The organism is Acanthopleuribacter pedis (assembly GCF_017377855.1).
Classification (GTDB): domain Bacteria; phylum Acidobacteriota; class Holophagae; order Acanthopleuribacterales; family Acanthopleuribacteraceae; genus Acanthopleuribacter; species Acanthopleuribacter pedis.
Genome location: NZ_JAFREP010000034.1, coordinates 44,318 through 67,707 on the forward strand (window position 1 = coordinate 44,318; position 23,390 = coordinate 67,707).

General features: G+C 59.6%; 4 protein-coding genes. All 4 read right to left on the bottom strand.

All coding sequences use genetic code 11. From position 1 onward, the window contains the following. Window positions 1–306 precede the first annotated feature (306 nt). The 4 genes from J3U88_RS27935 to J3U88_RS27950 all read right to left on the bottom strand — a co-directional run bounded on the left by J3U88_RS27935 (window position 307) and on the right by J3U88_RS27950 (window position 22,948). Window positions 307–13,452: a phospholipase effector Tle1 domain-containing protein gene (locus J3U88_RS27935; protein WP_207862306.1), complete on the bottom strand. Its 13,146-nt coding sequence runs from the start codon at window positions 13,450–13,452 to the stop codon at window positions 307–309. A gap of 420 nt (window positions 13,453–13,872) precedes the next feature. Next, window positions 13,873–18,243, bottom strand: coding sequence for a two-component regulator propeller domain-containing protein (locus J3U88_RS27940; protein ID WP_207862307.1), 4,371 nt, complete (start codon window positions 18,241–18,243; stop codon window positions 13,873–13,875). Between the two features lie 164 nt (window positions 18,244–18,407). Beyond that, window positions 18,408–19,658: a hypothetical protein gene (locus J3U88_RS27945; protein ID WP_207862308.1), complete on the bottom strand. Its 1,251-nt coding sequence runs from the start codon at window positions 19,656–19,658 to the stop codon at window positions 18,408–18,410. Between the two features lie 233 nt (window positions 19,659–19,891). Next, window positions 19,892–22,948, bottom strand: a complete 3,057-nt coding sequence (locus J3U88_RS27950) for an HzsA-related protein (protein WP_207862309.1) — start codon at window positions 22,946–22,948, stop codon at window positions 19,892–19,894. Window positions 22,949–23,390 lie beyond the last annotated feature (442 nt).

A 23,390-nucleotide genomic window follows, 5' to 3' on the forward strand; every position in this document is an offset into this window, starting at 1 on the left:
GAAAATGGAGCTGGAACACTCGGTAAAAGTTGAAGAAGACAGGCTGGGTATCCTGAAGTAGACCTTTGGGTGGCGAAAAATGAAGCGTTTTCGACTGCTTTTTTGGTTTTGTCTATAGAAGTGTATGACTTCAGAATGAGGTATGATTGGGGTAGGTTGTAATGGTTTTATAGATAGTGGTTGATTCTTAGGAGTTATTGGGTTTTTTTAGAGTGAATTCTAAGGCGAAAACGGAAAGGGGTTTAAGAAATGCCCAGAAAAACTAGTTTCTTTAACTCTTGGAAAAGGATCCCACTTGTCTGTAAATCAAGGCAGAGGGATTTGGGTTCCCCAATGCGGTGGAATAGAAAACCCATCGAGTTTTAGATACTTATAACGCATGGGGTTCTTAGGTTTTTCACTGAACCACATTGCACTTGGATGGATAACTAGATTCTTAGGCAGGTGGCGATATTCACCGTCATTAAAGTACCACTTCCCGTTATCGGTGGGAGAGTCTTTTAATCGTTTTTTTACGCCCCGCCCTTGTATGTAGAAATATTGTTTATACTGCTCGTATGTTTCACGGTAGTCCTCGCCCATTGAGGCTAATTTTGTTTCATCCCATAGTGTTAAGCCGTAGTGTTCAGACATGTCAATAACAAACTGCCGAGCTATGAATTCAAAAATACTGCCTCCATATCCACCGCCTACGTTTGAGTGAACACCACGAAAACCAACTTGAAGTGCACCCTGTAAATCGGAAACCGCAAACTCTTTGCGTTGTTCGTCAATAGAAATTAAATGTATTGGTTGATGAATGAAAGTCATGTTCTTTGGAAGAGTGAAGCCTTCATTGTTTGCATTGCGAGCGTATGAATTTGGCTGCCAAAACTTTAAAGTAACAATCGCGCCGAGATAGTCTGCACCACTGCCAAGTGTTTGCCTTATTGCGCCCCTTTTTGAAGGGACTTGATCGAACAAGGTGACAAACCTAACCTTAATGTCCTTATATAACTCATCCTTAGCATCGATCTTTGATTGAATTTTGTTCAAAAATAAAGTTGCCGATGCTGCGCCGCGGCTAAAACCAAAAACATCTACTACTTTGTCTCCCTTTCTGAGTTCGTTCTCAAGGTTGTTCAACATGTCTTGGACGCGTTCCTCCATCGAATTACCTGTTGCTTTCTCTTCTAGGCTAATTCCATCAAAGGTGGAATAAGGTGTCCCGTCAGCGTGAAAACCCGAACCAATTCCATAAGCATAATATTTTTGGTTGTCATTATAGGCTAAATAGAGTCTCCAAACGTTTGTCTCGTCATTAGGTTTGTTGTTTGTTCCGTCGAAAAAGATTCCTGTGGCTAAACCATTCGGGTCCCAGAACATTATCGGGTTGCCGGCGGCGTAGGCGTAGGGTTCGGTGAAGGTGGTGGGGTCGTAGATGTTGGGGGCGCGGAAGTCGGGGTTTAGGAAGTGGCCGAGCTCTGGGCTGTAGTAGCGGTGGTGCATGTAGATGAGGCCGGTGTCCTCGTCACGCATGTGGCCGCCCAAGCCGAGGAAAGGCGCGTTGAACAGGGCGAAGGGCGGCCGTTCAAAACCCGTTCCTAGGTTGACCGTGTTGGTCGCTTTTGCGGTGTTGGTGGTTTCTCTCGAGGCCTCGGGGACCTCGAAGCTTTGCCACCAGTCCTCGCCGTAGGGACTGGACGGGGTGTAAAAAACCTTGTCGTCACCGAGGCGTTTGTACGCGAAGGGCGTGCCCAGATGGTCGTTGAAGATGTAATAACTGTTGTTTTGGTTTTCCAAATCCACAATGAATGCCGGTCCCATGGGGCCGTGGGCCACGGCATGGGTCCACCTGATGCCGGTTGCTTGGTTCACACCGACCGCGATCAATTTCGAGCCGTGGTACGAGAAAACCAAGGGATTGGGACTCAGTGAGGTTGCCGCGCGGATACGGCGGTGCCCACTGTCGTATGCATATTCGTAGGTACGCCCGTCTTTGCGCATGGCGCGTAGGCGGCGTTCGCCATCCCACGCGAACTCCTGGTTTGGCAAGCTCGGTGCGCTGATCTGTTCCAGGTTTCCGTTGGCGCTTGAATAGGTTAGGGTGGCGGTGCTCGCGGGGGGTTGGGTTGGGTCGATGGTTTCCGAGGGGTTCCAGGTGTTTAATTGGTTGACGCGCGGTCCGTCGCCGCCGGTGGCGGCGCGTTTGCGCAGTTGGACCTGTCTGGTTTGTCCGGGGTTATCTGGATCTTCTTGAGACAGAACCAGCGACAGTTGCTGGAGGAGTTGCTTTTCCCCTGAGCCGTAATCCTCTTGGAAAGAGAGGGTTTCGTAGGTGGGCTCGGCCTCAGGATCCGTGTTGGCGGGCGGGGCGCGTTCACCGATGTGCCGCTCCACGCTCACCCCACGCAGGGTTTGGTTGCCGGGGTTGAATTCGGGGGTAAGGATTTCGCGCAATTCGGGTCCCGCGCGCGTGACCGAGTCAATCAGCGCACCTTGGTAGTCGGCGCCGTTGCCGCAACCGTCAATTTGGCTGCCGCTTTTGTAGGTGATCTGAAGCGCGAAATCTTGGTCGCTGGTTTGGACATGGGTCAAACGTTGCTGTCCATCAAGACCGATTTGGAAGTTGGTCCCGTCGCCCCACTGCATGTTGGTCGGAAAGCCCGATTCCCAATTCGTGTAACGCGCGGACAGGCCGCCCGCCGCGACGAAATCGATGTTGCCGCCGTCGTCGTGGGAAAACACAAAAGACGGTCCGTTTTCGATGGTTAGGTTGGTCAGGCGGTTGTTTCGGTACCCATAAATCTGGGTGACCCCGTTGCCGTCTTGGTAACGTTCGATCCGGCTTAGGTCGTCGGTGTCGGTCGCGTAGGTAAGGGTTTCTCGGCTCGGAAGACCCACATCGCCGCTGGGGATGCGGTCCAATTGAACGAGGCGGCCGTCTGAATCATAAGCGGGCACCAAATCCTCGGCGGGGATCGCGGGGAGGGTGCCGCCGGTAGCGGTGGTTGCCGGCGGGGTCGCGGTGATGCGCGTGACCCGTCCGTTCTGCCACTGCAACGACCGGGCGATGTGGTTTGCCCCCTCGACCATGTCGGTGAGGCGGCCGTCGGCATCGTATTGGAACCGTTTCGGGGCGAGTCCGGGATAACCGATCTGTTCAAGCAAACCCCGCGCATTGATGTCGATGGTGACATCGTTAGGGAAATTCAATTTACTGGAATCGCCGTCACGGAAAAGCTGATGGATGGTTCCACCGGCGTTAAGTTCTTTGGGAACGCCCCAGGCGTTGAAGGAAACCAGGGTTGAAGGTTGGTGCGCGCGTTGATGGCGGACGAGATCCCCATGCGTGCTGTAGTGGAAGCTTTCGGCAGGCCGTCCCGCGGTTTCCACGGTCACACATTTTGGATTGCCGTTTTCGTGGTACTCAATGTGGACGGTTTCTTGGACCTGCCCGCCCCTGCTTTGGGTAATGGTTTTGGGTTGGGTTTGATTTGCGTCGTAATCGTAACTTATGGAGGTGCCGTCGCTGTGATCCACCTGGACCAAGTTCACATCATCATAGGTATAGCGCAGGGTTCCTTCGGCGGTGTAGGCGACTTTAATCCGTTGCGCTGCATCGCGTTCGACGGAAAGGGTCGGGGTCAGTAAACCGCCGGTATCGAGGACGCCCTGAGCGAGGAAGTACCCGTTCTGGTCATAAAAGGTTTCGACGCCGGTGCCGTCGGGGCCTTTGGCTTCCACCTGCTGGTAATGGGACTTCCAGATGAACTGGGTGGATTCGCCGGTGAAATTTCTGATTTCCCCCATGCGGTTGGTGACGGGATCGACCAAGACGGTTGCCTCGTTCCCGTCGCGGGTGAGGGTTGTTAAACCGAGCGCGGTGGTGTTGCGCTCCGTTTTAACCTCATCGCCCAGCCAGGTGCGGTGGGTTTGGATTGCGGTGCTTATGCCCTGCCCGGCTTCGGTCTCGGTAAGGACCCCACCCGCCTGGTTGGCTTGGGTGGTTTCCACTTTATCAATGACACCGCTTGCGCCCTGGTAGGCGTAGGAAAGGTTGAGCCCGCGTGCATCGGTTTGCCCGTTAACCCGGCCGCGGTCGTCGTGATCAAAGGCCCAGGACAGGTTCGCGGAAGTGATCCCCGTTGTCTGGGTTGCGGCGTTGCGGGCGAGGGTCAGGCCGCGACCGTTTGAGTGGGTCCAAGTTTGCGGAAAGCCGTCCGTTTCGTTGTGGGGATTCGAGGTGGTAATCGACTGGTTTCCGAAGGTCAAACGCGTGGGATAACCGAAACCGTCACTTTGAAAGCGCCTCGTGAGCGCGCTTTCGTTGTTTGTGATTTTTCGTTCCAGCCTCTTGCCAATGATGTTGGTTTCGACGTCGTATCGGCGTGTGTCGCTGTTGTTCCCAAATTCGGGAATGACCCGGTCAGCGTTGTTTTTTTTCCGGTTAAGCAGAAAATCCTGTTTCTTCAGCGTTTCGATGACCCGTGTGTCCACCCAACGCTGGTTTTGCGCCTTGGTAACCACCTCTCTTCGGTTGAGATGGTCAGACAAGGTGACTTGACCCGCTTGATAGCTCCAGCTAAAGAGCAGGTCGGGGGCGGCTTTGGCGGCGCCACCGGGGATATTGGGGGAATTCGCCAGTTGCATTTCCAGGGGGTTGCCGAATGCGTCCAGGCTGATGGCGACATCGCCGATGCCGTCCATCCGGTCACCGACGCGTCGGCCGACGGCGTCAATTTTTAGCCCGATGGTATCAGGGCGGCTATGGGTCGGCGTGATGGTGGCGCTGTTGACGAGGATGCCGCCCTCGTTGGTTACGTCGTAGGCAATGGTCCCGGCGGGTGAGGTTTCTTGGGTCGGCGTGCCGGTTACCCCGAAGTAGGTGACGGTGGATTTGAAGCTGTCGTCGGCGGTATCGACGGTTTCCGTCAGGCGGCCGTGATCGTCGTATTGGTAAGCGGTGCCGCCAGGCGCGGGTCCGCCGGAGACCTCGGCGCGTCGTAACAAATCGCGCTGATCGAACCGCAAGGTGGTGACGCTGCCGTTGCTCTCGTCGCGGATGGTCTCAACACGGAAACCGGCGTCGTAAGCGACGGTGTAGGTGCGCAGGATCCTGGCGCCGCCGTCTTTGGTCCTGTCTTCTTGAACCAGGCGGCCCAAGGGGTCGTAGGTCAGGGTGGTTTTCGCGTCGAGGTAGGTGGCGGAGGTGGTTTGTCCCCAGCGGTTGGTGGTGGTATGGCTGAGTTGTTGCCCGGTCTTTAGGTTGATTTTTTGGTTGGCGGCGGTAAAGGTTTTAACGTCACCACCCTTGGGGAAATAGGATTGGCTTGTTTCCGCCCCGGTCGGGATGCCGGTGATGTCGAACCGGCGAATGGGTACGCCGCTTGGTGAAAAGTCCTGGGTCACGCTGGGGCTGCCGGGGCTGGTGGTATCCGTGATGACCCATCGCGCGCCTTCTGCTTCCTTCTTAAATTGAATATTGGTTTGACCCTGGTCATGGCCGGGGTTGTAGCTTAGGCTTGCCGGTGAAAACTTGAAGTGTTCGCTTTCCTGGTAGGTCCAGGTCTTGAGGAAGCCGTCGATGGATTCGGTCGCGGTTCGTCCCAGTTGGTCGTAGGTGAATCTTTGGTCGCGGTAGGTGTCTGCCGTGAGGCGCCAGTCAAATGGTTCCTCAAGCGCCAGGCGTTCCCAGGTGAGGCTGCCGCCGGCCTCGCCTCGGCGCCAGGTTTTACTGAGGCGGCGCTGGGTGGTTGTGTCGAAGGTGACCGTCCAGGGTGGGGTGACGCCGTCACAACTCGGTACGGTGACGGATTGGGTTTCGCCGTTGACCCGTGTGAAGCGGTAGGTGGTGTCGGCGGCGCAGTAGGGATTGCTGAAGGTTTGCAGGGTGGCGTCGCGCGGGCCGCGGTAGGTCCAAGCGGCCAGGGTCAAGGGGCCGTCGTTGGTTTGGCCTTCAATCGAGATGAGGCGTTTGAGTTCGAGTTTGCCGGCTTTGATGTCCAGTGATTCCCAATGATAGGTGGTCGTACGCACCTCGGTGTCTTTGGTGGCGCGTTCGTGGACCTCGGTGAGATAACCGTCCGGGTCGTAGACGTAATCCACCTCGAAACCGTCGAAATGGACGTTGCGAACCAAACGGCCGACCTTGTAGGCGCCATAGGCGCGCTTGACCTCACGAAGGGGAGCCGGATCGGCGGTTTGCTCGGCGATGGTGACGGGCAGGGCGCGCTGCAATTTTTTGTCGCTACGGCGCTCGATACGGTTGCCCCACGGCAGGTCGACCCGTTCTTGTTCGACAACCCGGCCCCAAGCGGCGCCCGGCATGTCGGTGGTGCTTTGGAAACGCATCAGCGGGTAAACGAGTCGGTCTTGTTCTTCGATGGTGTCTTCCTCGAAGAGGTCGAAACCACTTTGTTCTTGATTCAGCCGCGCGAACAGGGTGCTGTACACGGGTAGCGGTAGGCGGGTATGCCACTGGGAACGCATGGTTTCCTGGTGTTCCAGTTGCCAGTTGCCGTCGCGTTTGAGTTTGCTTAGCGGATCGGCACGGAAGTTGGCCTGGTTGCCGTTTTCTTCGAGCGAGGCTTCCTCGCGCCATAAGCCGGGTTGGCCGACAATCACGCGTTGGTGTGCCTTGAGGGCGGTCAGTGGGTTGTAACCCTCGGGGATGTCGCCGGGCCGGAACCAGGTGGTGGTGCCAAGGTGAATCGCGTTGCTGTCGCGCATGCCGACACCGAAGGTGCCGATGGTGTAACCCAAATCCTGGTGATGGTAACGTCGGGTGGCCAGGGATAAGCGTGGATCGCGGCTGCTTATGACCGTGTCGGTCGCGCTGACGACAGGGGTCCGGCTGACCAGGTCGACACCCTCGTAATAACGGTAGGGGTCGTTGGTGGGTGGGGTAACGTAATCCAGCACAAAGGGATAGCGCATGGCGACGCGGGTTTTGGCCTCATGGGTGATTTCCACGTCGACCTCAAAGGCCAACAGACCGCGTTCCCGCAGCAGGGTTTGGATGGCGGCGTCTCCCAGCCACAGGCTGATTTCGCGGGTGTTGACGCTGACCATGCGCGAGGTTACGCCGGCTTTGGTTTCAAACGTTTTTTCCCAACGCGGCTCAAGGCAGCGGAACACCAGCTTCAATTCCTCCTTGGGATAAAGCTGAACCTGAAAGGTGCCCACCTCGGTGGTAAAGGTGCGGGTGACTTGCTCGGTTTGCACGCGGCCGGTGTCGTTTTGGTCGCGTTCCAAGTCGGTGGCCTGCAAGATGACGGTCGTTTGCCGTTGGAAGGGGTTGGGGGCCTCGGTGCCTTCATCCGGGTCCTGGCTCCAGGCGGTCATGTCGTAGGAGAGCCAGCCGACCTCGCGTCGGGCGACGGGCGCAACGGGCTGGCGGTAAAGGGTTTCTTCCGCGTTGGTCCAATACACCGAACCCTCGTGGAAGAACAAGGAGAAACCCACGGCGGAACCTTCCTCGGCGCCGAACTCGGCCATGATGAATTCGGATTCGGGGCTCACGACGAGGGTTTCGGTTTGCGTGGCCTGCAGTGCGCCGTAAACGGCGCGGATATCCATCAGCACCACGTGGTGCCCGGCCACTTCACTTTTCAAACCTTTGCTGAGGGTGAGGGCGATCAAGCCCTCTTGATGGTCGGTGGCGATGTTGACGATGCGGCTGGGGAACTGCAAGGTGACCCGGGGTAACTTGGGTTCGTCCGCCTCGCGTGCGCTTTTTTGGCGGGGAATCTCGTAAAGGTGCAGGTTACTTTTGGGCGATTCGGTGCTGCCGTAAATTTCGGTGAACAGGGCGATATCGATGTCTTTGAATAGGGAACCGTCGCGCACCCCGACCTGTTGCAAGACGGCGGTTCGCAGGCGGGTCCCACCGCGGCGGCCCGGTGCTTGATCGGCGGGCGGCGCCTGAAATGGGGCTTGCGGGGGATAGAGGGTGCGCGTGAGCAGGCGTTGGTCCCACCAAGTATCCTCGGGTGAAAGGAAGCTGTCCTCACCGGGTTTGAGGGTGCCGATGCCGGGATACCACAGCGAGGCCGCCGTGAAGGCGAGGTGCTCTTCTTCCTCGCCGATGTGGTAAAGCGGGGCCAGATCGAAGACCGCACGTGGGTAGAAGTAGCGGGCACTGAGACCGGCTTTGATAAAGGCGTATTTGAACTGATGGGATTGGAGCACGGGGGAAACCTGGGCTTCCCTGATGGTTTCCATGACCTCGAGGTACCTGCGCACATCGCGAACCTCAATGCGACCGATGGGTTCGCCGCCGTCGTTAAAGCCGGCGTGACCGAAGATCAGGAAGGGACCGTGGGCGGCGATGTCCTCAACGATGCCCGGCGAAATCAGGGTGTGGCGGCCGAGTCCGTGGAACCCCTCGCCGTCGTATTCGAACAGGTAAAAGCGGTTGATCGCGGCGACGGTATCCCACGTCAATAACGCGATCAAGCTGCCGTGGGGCAGGCTTTTGACCGGTTCGAGGCCGGGCGCTTCCAGGCTGCCGATCTCGCCGCCCTCGGGGCTGTTGCGCGCCTGCGCGGAAATGAAGGCGATGTGCGGTTTGATTTCGGTGGGGGCTTTGATTTCGTGGCTGTCCAGTACCTTCCAGGGTTCATCTGCTTTGCCGGGTTCGATGATTTCGATGGTGAACCCGGTGCGCCCACGTGCCTCGGCGCTTCGTTGTTTTACCTGGATCAACAGGTTGCGGTAGCTTGCAAAAGCGCGTTCATTCGAGGGGGTTTGCGCGATTTCGAAGGGATCGGCTTCCTGGGTGGTGAAGGTGGTTTTAAAGGTGTTGGATGGCATGCCGGCTGGGTCGGTGATCTCCAGCTTGACGTTGTCGTGGTCCTCAAGGTCACGGATTTCCAGTTCGTAGGTTTCGTCCATGCGCAACGAGGCTTCCGGTCGCACAAACAATTCGGTGACATAGTCGCCCGGCGCGACCGCCGCGCCGGCGGCGGTTTCAAAAAGCAAGGTCACCGGTCGGTCCTCGCTGTCTTTCAAGCGCACGGTTTCGCGATTAATGCGGCTGACCGGCTCGCTGAAGGAGACCTGGACCGCGTCAACGACGGCCACGTCGCGGTCTTTGTCGGCGGGCAAGCTGCCGGTCACGGTGGGTGGGCTGAGCGGATCGCTGCCGGGCGGCAGGCCCTCGTGGATCAGCCAGACTTTGCGTTGGGTGGTACGGGGTTGTCCAACCTCGGTTTCGAAGGTGGTTGTCAGGGTGACGAAGGTGCGGTTGTCGGGAAAGGCGCGGTATTCGTAAACCACATCTTTGCCGCTGTCGTTGGGGGCGACCTGGGTGGGGGCGAGGAATTCGGCCGAAAATTGGGCGGTGCGAATGTTGAGGTTTTTGCTGGTCAGGGTGACGCGGATACCGCGTTTTTGATCCACTTGGAACTTGCCGAGTTTGACCAGGCGGTTGGTCTCCGCCTCGTTGACGACGGCTTCTTCCGTGTCGTCCTTGAGCACGTAATCAACGACCTTGTATTCAAATTTGACGGAGTCGAGCACCCGGTCCCCGGGTTCGCTCGCCTCGGGCCAAACCAGCAGAGCGGCGGCGTTGTAGGCCACATGGCCTCGAATGTTGGGACCGGTGCTGAGGCCGCTCATAAAGGTGACGGCGTTGGAGACAGGGTCTTGGGCGTAAAGGCGCGGACGGTTTACCGCCGGGACGGTGGTGATGCGGGTGCGTCCGGTTTTGTCACTCATGGCCACCAAACGGAATTCCGGTTGGCCGGCAGGCTCAAAGAGTTCGTAGATGGGGGCGTACTTAATGGGGCGGAACGGTCGGTTGTCCTCGGTGAAATTTTGAGGGATAAACCAGTCGCCGGCTTCGGCCCAAGCAAGTTGGTGATCGGTTAGGTTAACCCCGGCTGGTAGCCTTTCTTCCCGCAGGGTGTAGAGGTTGGCGGTAAAGGTGTTGGCGGGATGAAGCTCCATGCCCAATAGCGCGTAACTTCCAAGGCCGCCGAGGGTCATGCCGAGAAAGACGGTACGCGCCAAGGAACGTTTGCCCGGATCGTTGGTCTCAGAGGGAATCGGCTGGATATCGAGCAGTTGCGCGATGCTGTGGCCCGCGATGGTTTGCGGGTTACGCGGGTCGGTGGGCGCCTGAATCCCATCCAGGTATTCGCGCAAGGTGAGTAGGTGATCGGGGTTGGCCGTGAGGTCGCTTTGATAGGGGGTCAGGTCCCAGGCGATGCGTCCTTCGAGGAACGGCAGCGGATCGCCGTCGAGGGCGCGCAGTTCCACGCCCGCGAGCAGCGGACCGGTCGCGCGGGTTGATGCGACAAGGTTGTTCTGGAGGCCGGACAACTCGGCGCCGTCGGCCAGACGCCACGATAATTCGCGGCCAAACCCGTTGCTGATGGTGTCGACTTGCAGGGTGATCCCGTCGGCGAGTTGAAGGTCAAAAGGTCGTGCGCCCAAAACGAAGCGGTTGGCGCCGGTTTTCACGGTGTCCAACAAACGCGTGGCGAAGGCGCCACCCGGTGTGGTTACCTCAATTTGGATGCGGTCGCCGATGTCACCCGCGAGGTCGCGAACCATGGCGCCGCCGGTCAGGGTCTCGGTGCTGCTCCAGGCGGTATCCAGGTTGAGCACGACCAGCTTGGCGCGGGCGGGAACCGTTTCGGCCGGGATGTTGAGTTGCAGCGTCGTGCCGTTGTGAGCGAGGAACCAAGGGTCCAAGCGAAGGGGCGTTTCCTCGGTGCGGGCATGGGTGGTGAAGGTGAATTCGCCGGCGACCTCGAGACGGTCACCGCTCGCGGCGGTCAGATCGGGGCTAAGGCTGACACGGTATTCGGTTTCGGCCAAAAGGGCTTGCGCTGCTTTGAGCCGCAGACCGGTGTAGCCGAGTCGGTTGGTGAACCGCAGCGGGACGGCGCCGGCGGGGCCGGTGAGTCTGACCTGTTGTGCGAGCAACGCCGTGTCCCAGGCCAGGGCTTGGCTGAACTCAAGGTCGATGAAGGCCCAGGTGGGTACCGCGATTTCGCCCGCGGCGGGCGTGTGGCGCACCAGGGCCAGGCGTGCACGGGTGAGGTTGATGTCGACCCCGTCCCGGCGTGGTGCGTCGACCGCGGGTAAATCGCGGGTGCCGTTGTAACCGGTGGCGGGGTGAAGCGCGGTGATCGTTTGGGTTTGGTCCCAGGTGGGTAGCAGAAACTGGTAGCTGCCGTCGGCGTTGCTTTCGGCGATCCAGGGGTGGGATGGGGAGCGGAGGACAACGGCGGCGAGCGGGTTGTTATCGAACAGCGTACGGCCCGCGATGGTGCCGACGGACAGATCCAAGGCCACCAGCGCGTACCAGCCGTCAGTGTCGACGACGGTGGTGTCGTCGTTACGCCAGCGGTCATTGTCGCGGGTTAGGGTGCCGACGAAGGCCCAATCCCCTTGGTCGCTTTGGCGCAAAAGGATCATGGCTTGGCGGGCGGGGTAGTCAAAGGACAAGACCGGCTGGAAGGGGTCCGCGTCACCGACGTTTAGTTGGAAACCGAACACGGTTTGGGCGCCGTGAATGAGCGGCAAGTCGGCGGGGGTATGGCGCACCAGGCTGATTGGTCGCTGGTCACCGCCGGCGCCGAAGTCGAGCGCTAACTCATCCAGTTCAAAGACATTTTGGAAGCGATAATCCTCAAGCCGCCGTGTGCCGGGATAGGCGGTGAACTTGATGAACGCGCTGTTGGTTTGTTCGGGGTTGATGTCGCGGCGGGATTGCACCGCAAAAGCGCCTTGCATCGGGACCGCTTGCGGCGCAAAGGGATTGCGGAATAACTGGATGTCGAGGAAGTGCTCGGGAACGTCGCTGGAACCGCTGCGCAATTGGTGTTGTTCCAGCACATGGACCCGCGCCCAAGAACCGGAAACCGCGGTCGGTTTGGCCGAGAGGGAGACGGTGGTGCGCGGCGTTTGCAGCAGCGATACGGCCTCGGGATCGACCTGGACTTGGGTCAATTCGGCGGCGCGCAACACGTGGTCGCGGTCGCGGCGGACGGTGCCCGCCGGCGCGGGTACACGGATACCGGGTTCGGCGGCGGCCAGTACAAAGCTGCTGTTTGCGACGCCGTTGATTTGGGCGCTTGGGTTGGGGCCGGTCAGTGTTTGCAGCAAACGCCAGCCGTCGTCGGCGTTTTGGAACAGGTGGAGCGCTGATCCGGCGGGAACGGGACCTGGCAGGTTGGTGAACCCAACCTGAATGTTTCCGGTTCCGGTGGTGTCGGCGACCTCAAAACCAGCGAGGGGGACCCAGCCGAGTGGGAGCAAGGCGGGCATGGCTTGGGCGGCGAGTGGGGTGATGCGCGCGCTGCCGCTGAAACCTTGCAAACGGATGTCGAGTTGGTCGTTCTGGAAGGGGAGACTGAGCGATTGCGGCGGACCGCGGGGGCTCAGGCGTAAATCGGTGAGCCGGCGCCCGCTTCCGCCCGTGGTTTCGACGCGGCGCCGCGCCGCGACGTAAGCCGGGTCGATGACGGCAAGGACCAGTGGCGAACCGGTGAGGGTTGCCTGATAACGCCCCTCGCCGTCGGTGACCAGGTCGCGGCTTTCAAGCGGGGTGGTCAAACGCAGGCTCACGCCGGTCAGGGGAAGGCTGTTGGTGTGGTCCAGCACGCGGCCGTGGACATAGGCGGGGTGATGCAGTTGCACGACTTGTTCACCCACGGCGCGGTTGCCATAGCGATCCTCGGCTTCCACCGAAATCAGGATCGTGGCTTGGTTGGCGGTGGCCGTCAGCGTGGTTGCGAAGGTTTGGCCGTTGTCGGCTTGGTGCAGCGTCGCATCGCCGGCGAGCACCTTTGCCGCGGTGATGTCGTCCGGTTGATCAAAGGCCACCGTCAGCGGGAAGGTTTCACCGGCGGCAACCTGGGTCGGCGCGGTGATGTGGGGCGTGGGCGGTTGGTCGTTAAAAGCAAGGGTGATGGTTTCGCTGCTGCGGTTGCCGGCGCGGTCGCTGACGGTATAGGTGAAACTATTGTCGCCCGCGCTCAAAGTAATGCCGCCGTCGCGGAACAAGCCGTTGGTAACCGGGACCAGGGTCCCGTCACGGCGCAATTCGAAGTCTTGGTCCCAGTCGTCGCGGACGGTACCGCTGATGGTGATGTCGGCGCGATTGACGGCATGATCGCTGCTGGGATCGGTAAATTGCAAGCGTGGTGCCTGGGTGTCGCGGTAGAAAACCAGCGACCGTTGTAACAAACCCCGGGTGGGGTGTTCGGCCCGCATAAAAAAGTTGTTGTAGCCGTCCTCCAGCGAGAAGACTTGGGAAAAGGAGCCGTCGGCCGCGACGGTGACCGGCGTTTGCCCAATGGTCAGGGCGGTATCCACCGGATCCACCGTGCCCGCCAACGTGATTTGCGTTGCCTGGGTCATTTCGGGCAAGGGGTCAATCGTGAGCGCGGGCGGGGTCTGTGCGAACAGGGGAATCAGACACCACAAGGACAGTGCATACAAAATCCGAATCATAGGAATCACCTTTTCAAAACTGCATAAAAAAGAAAAACAACAGGGGTCGGCGAGGTTCTCGAAATCTAGCCCACATTTCTCACCCGAAGTTCTGCTCCGGCGTTGAAATAGCTGCGATTACTTAGGTTACTTGGTTGCACCGTTGTTTCACAACGGTGGGACAGCCTCGACGTAGCGCTGCTACGCCGAATGGCCGGCCCCGCTGCGTTTGCCCTCGGTTGTAACCTGTGTACTCACAGCGATTTCAAAGCCTCGCGACGAATCCTCGTGCGAAATGCGGGTCGGTTTCTCCGGCTGTGCTAATAGAAACGACAGAATACGACAGCAACATGGCTTCCGGCGGATGGAAAACCTTCCTATTCCGACCCTCACTTATTCACGCGCAATTTGTGCCTAAAAGTAGGGAAATTTTATGGCCGGTTAGGTGGGGGGAACCCGGATTTCAATGCGTGTTCCCTGTTCTCCGCTTTGGATGGAACAGGTCCCGCCAAGCCGTTCCGCGCGCATGTGCATGTTGCGCAAGCCGTGTCCCGCGCGCTGGGTTGTCGCATCGAAGCCGCTTCCGTTATCCGCGATGCACAGGACAAACCGACCCTCGGAGGCACCCAGAGCGATGGTGACCTGATCGGCGTCGGCGTATTTGACCAAATTGTTCAGCGCTTCCTTGAAAATCAAGTAAAGGTTGCGGCGGACCTCCGGTGAAACACCCGTGTTGTGCCAGGCATCGTCGACCGTCATCTCGAAGGGGATGTCCGGGAGCAGTTGGGCCGCCGTTTCACGGAGTTTGACCACCAGGTGGCGACTGGAATCATTGCGGGCGTCGATGGACCACACCAAATCACTGAAACTCTGCACCACGGAACGCGACAGTTCGGCAATGCGCCCGGCTTTTTTGTGGACCTTGGTCCCCAGTCCGGGCACTTGGCCGATCCATTCGGCGGCCATGGTAAGCCGGGTCAGGATGGCGCCGATGTCGTCGTGCAGGTCGCTGGCGATTTGGGTGCGCAGCCGTTGCACCGCCGCGTGGTTGCCCGCCAGTTTGAGGTGGAGCAGTGCCCGTGCCAGCAGTTCCTCGCGCGAAAAGGGTTTGCCCAGGTAATCGTTTGCGCCGAGCCGGAACCCGATGACCATGTCTTCTACCTGGTTTTTGGCGGTCAGGAAAATGATGGGCAGGCGCGCCGCCGAGTAGGATTCGCGGATGCGGCGACAGACGTCGAACCCGGAAAGACCGGGCATCATGACGTCGAGCAAGACCAAATCGACGGATTTCTCTTCCAAAAGACGCAGGGCGGCCTTGCCGTGGTCGGCCGTAACCACCTCGCAGGTGAACGGGGCGAGGTAGTTGATGACCACCTGTTGGTTAACCGGCTCGTCGTCAACCACCAATACCGTGAAGGGTCGGGTTTCTTCGAAAGCGGGTGGGGTCGTTAGCGGTTCCGCCGCCGGTGCCGCCGCGATTTGGTCGGGCAGGCGTTGGGCGCCAAGCCCGGCCGTGGGGATCGGTGGTGGCTGATGCCGTTCGACGGTCGCCGCTTCTTCCGGCACGGTGCGCGGCAAGGTGAACCAAAAAGTACTGCCCTGGCCGAGGGCTGAATCGACGCCGAGTTCGCCGCCGTGGGACGCCACCAGCCGCCGCGTAATCGCCAGACCCAACCCGGTGCCGCCGTACAAACGCGTGATGGAACCGTCCGCTTGTTGGAAGGACTCGAAAATCTGTTGTTGTTTGTTCGGCGCGATGCCGATGCCGGTGTCGGTAACCATGACGCGCCAACCATCGGGTTGTTCTTGCGCGTGGACCCGTACTGAACCCTGTTCGGTGAACTTGACCGCGTTGCCGATGAGGTTCGTCAAAATCTGTTGTAAGCGGTTTTCATCGGCCGGGATCGGCGCCGAATCGGGATCGATTTCGTTGAGGAGCTCGAGCTGTTTTCCTCCGGCCAAGGGTTTGGTTAGGGTGAACACTACATCGACCAAGGCATGCAAATGGACCTGTTGGTAGTGGAGTTGAAGGCCGACGTGTTCCATGCGTGAAAAATCCAGCAGGTCGTTAACCAAGGTGAGCAGGCGTTTGCCGCCCGCGCGAATCATCCGCAGGTTGTGGTCGACCTCGGCGGGCAACTCGCCGAGGCGCCCGTCCAACAGTGAATCGGCCAGTCCGGTGATGCCGTGCAGCGGGGTACGCAGTTCATGGGAGGTGTTGGCGAGGAATTCGTCCTTGAGCCGATCCAGTCGACGCAGCCGGAGCACCGCTTCTTTTTCCAAGGCTAGGCGATGCTGCGTCCAGCGCACGTAACCCCATAACGCCAGTATTACCAACAGGATGTAGAGGGTGTAAGCCCAAGTACTTTTCCAGGGGGGGGCGGCGATGTGCAGCGTGAGCACCTGTTCGCGCTCATGCCACAGGCCGTCGTTGTTGGCGGCTTTGACGTGGAGTCGGTAACTGCCGGGGTCGAGGTTGGTGTAGGTGATATCGCTTTTTCGGCCCAGGTCGCGCCACGATTTGTCGAACCCGTCCATTTTGACGGCAAAGCGGTTGTGGGTCGGGTTGGTATACTCCAGCGCAGCGAACTCGAAGCTGAACACCGGCTCGCGGTAGGTGAGTCGCAGTTGGTCGGTGAGGTTGATGTGTTGGTCGAGGCCGAAGCCCGCGCCGATGACCTGGGTTGTGTTGAAAATTTTGAAGTCGGTTAGCGCCACCTCGGCCGGGTAAGGGTTGGCACGGATATGTTTGGGGAAAAAACGGTTAATGCCGTTGGTACCGCCGAAGTAAAGCCGTCCCTTGGGATCGACCAACCCGGTGGAAACGGCGCGATTGAGCAAGCCGTCGCCGACGTCGAAGTTGAGGAAGCGGTGTTGCCGTGGGTCGAACCGGGCCAAACCCCCGTTGGTACCCAGCCACAGGTAACCTTGCCGGTCTTCCTCAATGGCGTACACTTCTTGTCCCGGCAACCCGTGTTTCGGCGTGAAGTGGCGAAAGTCGTTGCTTTCCGGCTGGTAAAGGCTGAGCCCGTCGGCGGTTCCGAGCCAGACCCGGCCGTCGCTGCAGACCTTAATCCGGTGGATGATGTCGTGGCGCAAACTCCGCGGCCGCTGGGGATCGCGTTGAAAGAAGGAACGGTTTCCGGTTTGGCCGTGCAAGCGCAGCACGCCCTCTTGCATGAACGCCAGCCATAGATAGCCGTCGGGGTCCTCGGCCATGGCGCGCACCGAACCGCGCCCTGTCGAAAACGGTTGGTCGGGGGTGTCCTGAATACGGAAAAAACGGTTGCTGTCGCGGTCGTAATAACTGACCCCGGCGCCGTTGGTTCCGCACCAAATAAAACCGCGCGAATCGACCAACAGTTCCATGATGGCGAAGGCGCGCGGGAGCGGATCGTCCGGGCCGTAGTTTTTGTGACGGGTAAAACGGTCGGTTTCGGAATCCCAGGTCATTAAGCCGGCGAAGGTGGTCCCGAACCAGGGGCGACCCTCGGCATCCACGGTTATGGAAAAGACCTCGGGGGTGGGGAAACCGTCGGCCGCTTCCGGTGTGTAGAGGTAGCTGTGCCATTGGTTGCTGGGTTCGTGGAAGCGTTGCAAGCCGGTGAACGCCAAACTGATCCACAGGTTGTCGGCATTGTCCCAGGCCATGGGGCCGACATTGTTTTGGTGCAGGGCGTTGCGCGAGCCCGGCCGCGCGCGAATGGCGCCGAAACGGGCGGTGGCCGGATTGATTTTGGCCACGTTGTCGCGGGTTCCTACCCACAGAATTTGGGAGCGGTCGACGAACAACGAGCGGATCCTGCCCGCCGGCAGGCTGTTGGCGTCGGTGGCGGTGTGTTGGAAGGCGGTGAACTGATGGTCGACCGCGTTGTAGTGAACCAGCCCACTGCTGCCGGTCCCGACCCAGTAGCGGCGATCACCGGCCTCGGCGATGTAGGTGATTTCGGCCTCGGGCAGACCGGGATTGTTGCCGATCCGCCGCGGGACGACCTGAAAACGCGCGCTGTCGGGATCGTAGCGGTGCAACCCACCCAGGGTTGTGACCCAGACCTGCTTGTGGCGATCAACCAAGATCGCGTTAATGTCGAGATGACGCAGGCCGCCTTGCTCCGGCAGGGCCGCGAAGTTCCGCCACCTACCGTCAGGAGCGCGGTGGAAGATGCCGCGGTTGCTCAGGCCGACCCAGAGACCGCCGTCCTGGTCCTGTTGCACCGCTTTGATGCGTTGGCGAATTTGGGGAGCGAGCGGGAGTTTGACCGGGGTGAAGGCGCGGGTTTGCGGGGCGAAGTGGAACAGGCCCGCGTCGCTTCCCACCCACAAACCGCCATGTGCCGCCTCCGCCAGACTAAAGATACGGTTGATGCGTTTGGTGTGGGTCGCGCGCGGGTCACCCGCTTGGATGAGCCGTTCAAAGTGGTCGAAAGCCGGCAGGTACTGGTGTAAGCCGCCTTTACTGCCCACCCATAGGCGGCCTTGCGCGTCCAGGAGCAGGCAGGAAATTTCGTTGAGGACCAGCGAACCGGGGTCGTCGCCGTCGTGGCGATAGTGTTTGTAACGCAAGCCGTCATAGCGGCTTAAGCCGCCCATGTGGCCGAACCATAAAAAACCGGTTCGGTCTTGAATGATGGCCGCAATGTCGGGTAGTGGTTCCGGGTAAACCAACCGTTGGACCAGGGGTTTGCGGTCGGGGGAAACCTTAGCCGCCGTGGGCTGCGCCACCGCGGCAAGCGTCCACGCGAAGGCACACCAGAGCACAAACAGCACGTGGTGGATGGGGAGGTGGGAGTGCGGTGGAGCGGGTTGATTCATGCGTATTGAACCATTGGACGGTGGGAAGAAAAAGAAAGACGCGGGACCGGCCGCGCACCGGCCCAGTATGCCGCCCGTGTGGGATGGCTGCAAGCAAAGAGTGGTGCGTCAGGGGCGGCGCGCTTTCGTAGCGATGTGCGGCGGAGCCTGGTTTGGGAAGCCTTTTAGAAGCGGGTGGTGTAGATCTCGGAAATGACCTCGAACCCCTCGTCGCTCAGTTCTTCGATGCTTGAGTCGCGCTCACTCCAGCCCGCGCGGATTTTTAAGCGGTAGAAGCGTTGGAACGGCAGCTCCAGCTCGAGCGAAAACTTTTGCAGGTCGTCATCCCTTCTGAACCCGTCTTGGGAACGCGGATTGTCATAGGTGTTTTTACCCACTTCCAGCACCGGCCCCAGTTGAATTTTGTTGCGGAAGATGTAGCCGCCGCCCGCGTAGATGCGGCGGTTCACAAAGTAGTTGAACTGGTCGAAGATCGAAAAAATGGGGTTTTGTTGGCCGCCGCCGCGCACGTACCACTGACGCGTGAGCTTTTGTTCCATGTAGGCCGCGTAGATGAACACCTCGTCGTTCACCTGGGAGGATTTGGGGAAATCCAGTTCTTCCATGCCGAGGGAGACGTTGTAGTGGAAGCGGCGTTTAAACTCGTTGCGCAACCCGGCGTTGATTCGGGTGAAGGTACTGTCTTCCAGCGGGGATTGGTCGTTGTCAAAATCGAAGGTTTTGTGGGCGATGGTCAGGTTGGGCCAGAAATTGGGGTTGGGTTTGTAGAAGTAGGCCACCTCGTGGCGCATTTCCGAGCGAATCAAATCGTCCAAACCCTCGATGTCGGCGTCTTTGATATCGAGATCGTGCCAGCGCGTTTGGTAGCGGATGGTGTGGCGTGGCTTGAGCTCGTGGTTAATCAGGATTTGGGCTTCGTTGTTTTCGATGAAGGGGCGTTGGTCTGTTTCGGTGTTGAGGCGCGAGTTTTCGCGGTTGTACTGAGCGCCCAGCTCGAGGTAGGTGCGGCGAAACAGGCCGTACATGGTGCTTTTAAAGTTGTACTCCGAGCCGCGCAGGTTGTCGATGTCGGTGTAGTACTGGTATTTGTAGGCCACGCGGTTGGCCCACACCCAACGCGGCGAAAGGCGTAGGTAACTCTGCAGGCCGACCTCGGGTGTAATCGAAAAATCCGATTCTTCCCGGGTTTCGTCGGTGGAAAATACGTTTGAATCGTAGCCCACTTTGTTGAGCCCGATAATCGGGGTCAGTGAGAAATCACCGAACTTCCAGCGGGTGTTTTTGATGCGGTCTTTGACGATCTCGCTCCGGTTAAAGGCTTCCGATTCAAACCGACGCCGGTCGGTTTCTTGGGCCTGCAGGGTCGCCCAACTCAAACAAACGGCGACCGCGGCCGTCAGAAGAAAACGAAACATGGTCATCTCTCCGTTTCGGATGAAGCGCCCTTTTTCGGGCGGCGGTTTCCCACGCGATTCGCGCGGGTTGCCCACGTCATCCATGCGTAACGCGCTGTATGTGTTTTATATGGGCATCTTAGCCGAAAGCGGCATAACTTGAAACCTAAGAGGCGCGATAAATCCCGCCCGCGCCTCGGCGGGGGGATTCATCGCGCCTCGGCGCGGGCGCGAAAATGCGATGGGAATGCGGGTTAGCGCCTTTGGTCGTTGCCGAACGCAACCAGGTCCAGTACCTCAATCGCGCCGTTGTTGTTTTGGTCGTAACGGTTGTCGGTGAGGGGATCGCGGCGCCACAGTTCCAACGGGAACAGGTTCACCCAACTCGAGGTTACCTGGAAGCGTCGTTTCACGGTGGTGATGTTGCCGGCTTGGTCCCTGGCCGTTACGGTCAGGTTTCCGCTGGCTAGTTCCAGCAGGGGTTGCTGTAACCGGAGCGTCCAGATATGGTCGCCGCTTTGAACGAACTGATCCGCCAGATCCGTGCCCGCCGGGATGCCGTTCACCGCAAAGTCCGCCGTTACCGTGAAGCCGCCGTCCGCCAAGCCGGAATAGTAGTCAAAGGCGCCGAACCGAATTTGGGTGAGTGGCTCGAATTGGGCGCCCGCGCGCGGTTGGCTCACGGTTAAGGTGGGGCGCAGGTCGTCGAGGAACCAGCCGAGGTTGGTGCGGTTGCCCTCGGTGCCCGGCGGTGCATTGGCGGGACAACCCAGGTCGATCCAGGTGGCGAACATCATTTTTTCGTCCTCGCTGAGGGCCGGGATTGGTTCGTTGGTGATCGGGTGACGCGCGTTGGGCGGCGGCATGATGGTGCCGGTAAAATCCAAGTCGGCGTGGTTGGGATGGGCGCCCTCGGGCAAGGTTGCCGCGTTGCCCGGGACGCTTTCGGTGGGGTGATCCTCGTTGGTCCAGCCGTCGAGGCGTTCACCGAAAATCTTCCATACCAACAGGCTACGACGACTTTGGAACTTGCGGATGTAACGCGAGGCGTTGGTTTGTCGCCAGGTCCCGTTGGTGATCACCGGCGGAATGCCGTAGGTCGCGCCGCTGTCGCGGGCCAGGCGGTTGTAGGTGTTCTCCTGACGGTCGACGATGGTTTCGTCGTCGAGTACCAATGAGGCCGGCGCGCCGTCGCCGGTGTGGCAGGGAGCGCAGGAGCGCATCAAGATGGGTTTGATGTCGCGGTAGTACTCCACATCGACCGCCCCGGTTTGATGGGTGGTCAGCGCGGGCTCGCCCGCTGCCGTTTTGGTCAGAACCGGGGTTTGTTGGACCAAATCGATCACATTGTAGGTGGGTTGGGCCGCGGCCGTTAGGTTGAAGTCGGTGGGTTGTTCCGCGTGGGCGTGGCAACCACCGCAATCAACACGGGCCTCGCCTGGCCGCGACTGGTGCCAGGTTTGGCTCATGTTGAGCACCATGCGGTTGCGGTCCAAGGTTTGGAAGGTGTAGGGGACGTCCGCCGGGATTTTGGCCAAAAAGCTGGTGTCCGGGTTGCCGTCACCATCCAGCAGGGGATTGCCTTGGCCGTCTTCCTTGCGCAGCGGGATTTCGCCGAGGATGCGCAGCCGTTCGTTGGCGTGGTTGGTGAAGTTGTACTGGCCGCCGCAGCAACCGCCGTCGGGTCCGTAGCTGCGGTGGCTGGTGGGTTCCATCGAAAGGATGCGCACCGCCCAGATGTCGGCGTTGGTGTACAGCCCGGCGTCCGCGCCTTGCGAGGTCCAGTTGGGGCTGGCGCCGTTTTGGCTGGTATTGAAGGGATCCAGGCCGTTGAAGCGTGCGTCACCGCGACCGGGCGTGGTGTTGCGGTTGTAGAAGCCGGCGGTACCGACGATGCCGAAGGGCGTGCCCGCCGGCAGTTCTTCGTATTCACCGCCCTCGTTGGGCAGCCAGGGTTTGCGTGCTGGTTTGTCGATGCCGTAAATCGCGCGGTAGGGAACCACCGGTTTGGGCCACATTTCGTTGTAGTTAGGATCGTTTTTGATTTGCACCAAGTCCAGGTGGCTGTCGGCGGTTTCGTTGTTGGGCAAAAGGTAAAGGCCGCCGTCGTAGTAGGGCACGCGGGTGGGGCGGTTGAGGTCGTTGGCCGGGCCCGGTGTCCAGACCAGCAGCACGCCGTCCGGCGCCGCCGAGGGATGGGTCACCTTGCCGACCCGCATGCTGTCGGGGTTTTCCAGGTCTTCCAGGCCCGCCGCTGAATCGCGGCTATGGGTAAAAGGCGTCAGTGTTTCCAGGCCCGCCGGTGAGAAGGGGTAGCGTTTGATGTAGGGGTTGCCGTTGCCGTGTCGACCGGAGAGAATCGGCGGATTGCTGGGGTCGCTTGCATCGGGGGAACCAAAGGCGGGTACCACGCCGGGGTTGGCGGGGAAGGCCAACAGCGTGCCGAACCCATTGTTGTTGAGGTTGTAGTAGTCAATGACCGCGATGCGACCGTCGCTAAGCTGGGTTTGGAAGTGGAACACCTGGGGCGCCGTCATCGCGCTTTTGAGCGGTTCCCAGTTGCGACCGTCGGGCCAGATTGACCACAGACCCCAAATTCGTTGGTCGCGCAGGCCTTGCGCCTCGTAGGAGGAGAACATCACGCGGCCGTCCATCAGCACCGTGGGGTGCAATGCCGAACCCAGGTTGAGGTGGCCCACCTGTTCCACGTTGTGCCCGTCGTCGTCCATCACGTACAACTGCATGCAGGTTTGCGTGTAACTTTTGTTGGGCAGGAAACCGTTGCGGTTGGTGGTGAACATGATGCGGCCGTCGGGCAGGGGACAGGGCGAGAGGTTGAGGATGCCGTAACCCAGGTAGTTGGTGCCGTCGCCGTCGCCGAGCGGGTTGGTCGCCCAGTTGCCCGCTGCCTGGTTAGGGGTCCATTCACCGAAGGTGAGGCGGGTGATTTCGCGGGTGGCCAGATCCATTTTGTACAGGTCGGCCCCTTGGCGCGGCAGGCGTTTGCGCTGGGTGTTCAGTTGATTGCTGGAAAGGTCGGGAAAAAAGGCGTAGTACACCGTTTTTGCGTCGAAGGACAAAACGTGGTCGAGCACGGCGCCGTTGCCCGCGTCAATCAGTACTTCCTCGCTGCCGTCGGCTCGGCGCAGCATCAAATCCATGCCCGCTTCCATGCGGGCCGGGTGGAAGACCTCCGGCCATACCGTGTTTTCCGCATCGCCTTTGCGTGGCGCGCGTAGGTACAAAATATCGTAATCCACCTGGGCCGCGAGTGGCGCGGTGAGCAGGAGGCAGATCGTTGCTCGGAGCAAAGTCAGGCGTGTCCGGGAAACGTTCCTGGACACAGGGGGCGTGACAAACATGGTGAACCTCTTTTCTACATATATATAAGGGAGGGGAATTTAAGTACGGGATTGATGGTCGGTGACCGACCGGGACGGGCGTGGTTTTGCGGCTGATAAGTGTCCTGGCAAAACGGGAAATTACAGTCTAATATGCCGGATTTAAGCGAAGCGCGATGTGGGGTGACTCACGTGCTTGTGAAAGGTACCGCTTTTTGGCGTCTGAAGAAGGTCATTCGAACGGCAGCTTAAGTAAGTCTGTAAAAAAAAGACGAAATCCCGCTTTTCTGGATGAAATACTGGTCGTCTTGTGTTTCTCCCTTAGACGGCGACGGCGGGTGACTGCAGGCTCCCGGCTTCAAGGCCGTTGATTCTTCCGGTATTCTTGACCGCGTGCCGCGCGGCGTTGGAG

Coding starts and splice junctions, on each gene's coding strand:
- J3U88_RS27945 (WP_207862308.1), bottom strand. CDS start 19,658: ATGTTTCGTTTTCTTCTGACGGCCGCGGTCGCCGTTTGTTTGAGTTGG.
- J3U88_RS27940 (WP_207862307.1), bottom strand. CDS start 18,243: ATGAATCAACCCGCTCCACCGCACTCCCACCTCCCCATCCACCACGTG.
- J3U88_RS27935 (WP_207862306.1), bottom strand. CDS start 13,452: ATGATTCGGATTTTGTATGCACTGTCCTTGTGGTGTCTGATTCCCCTG.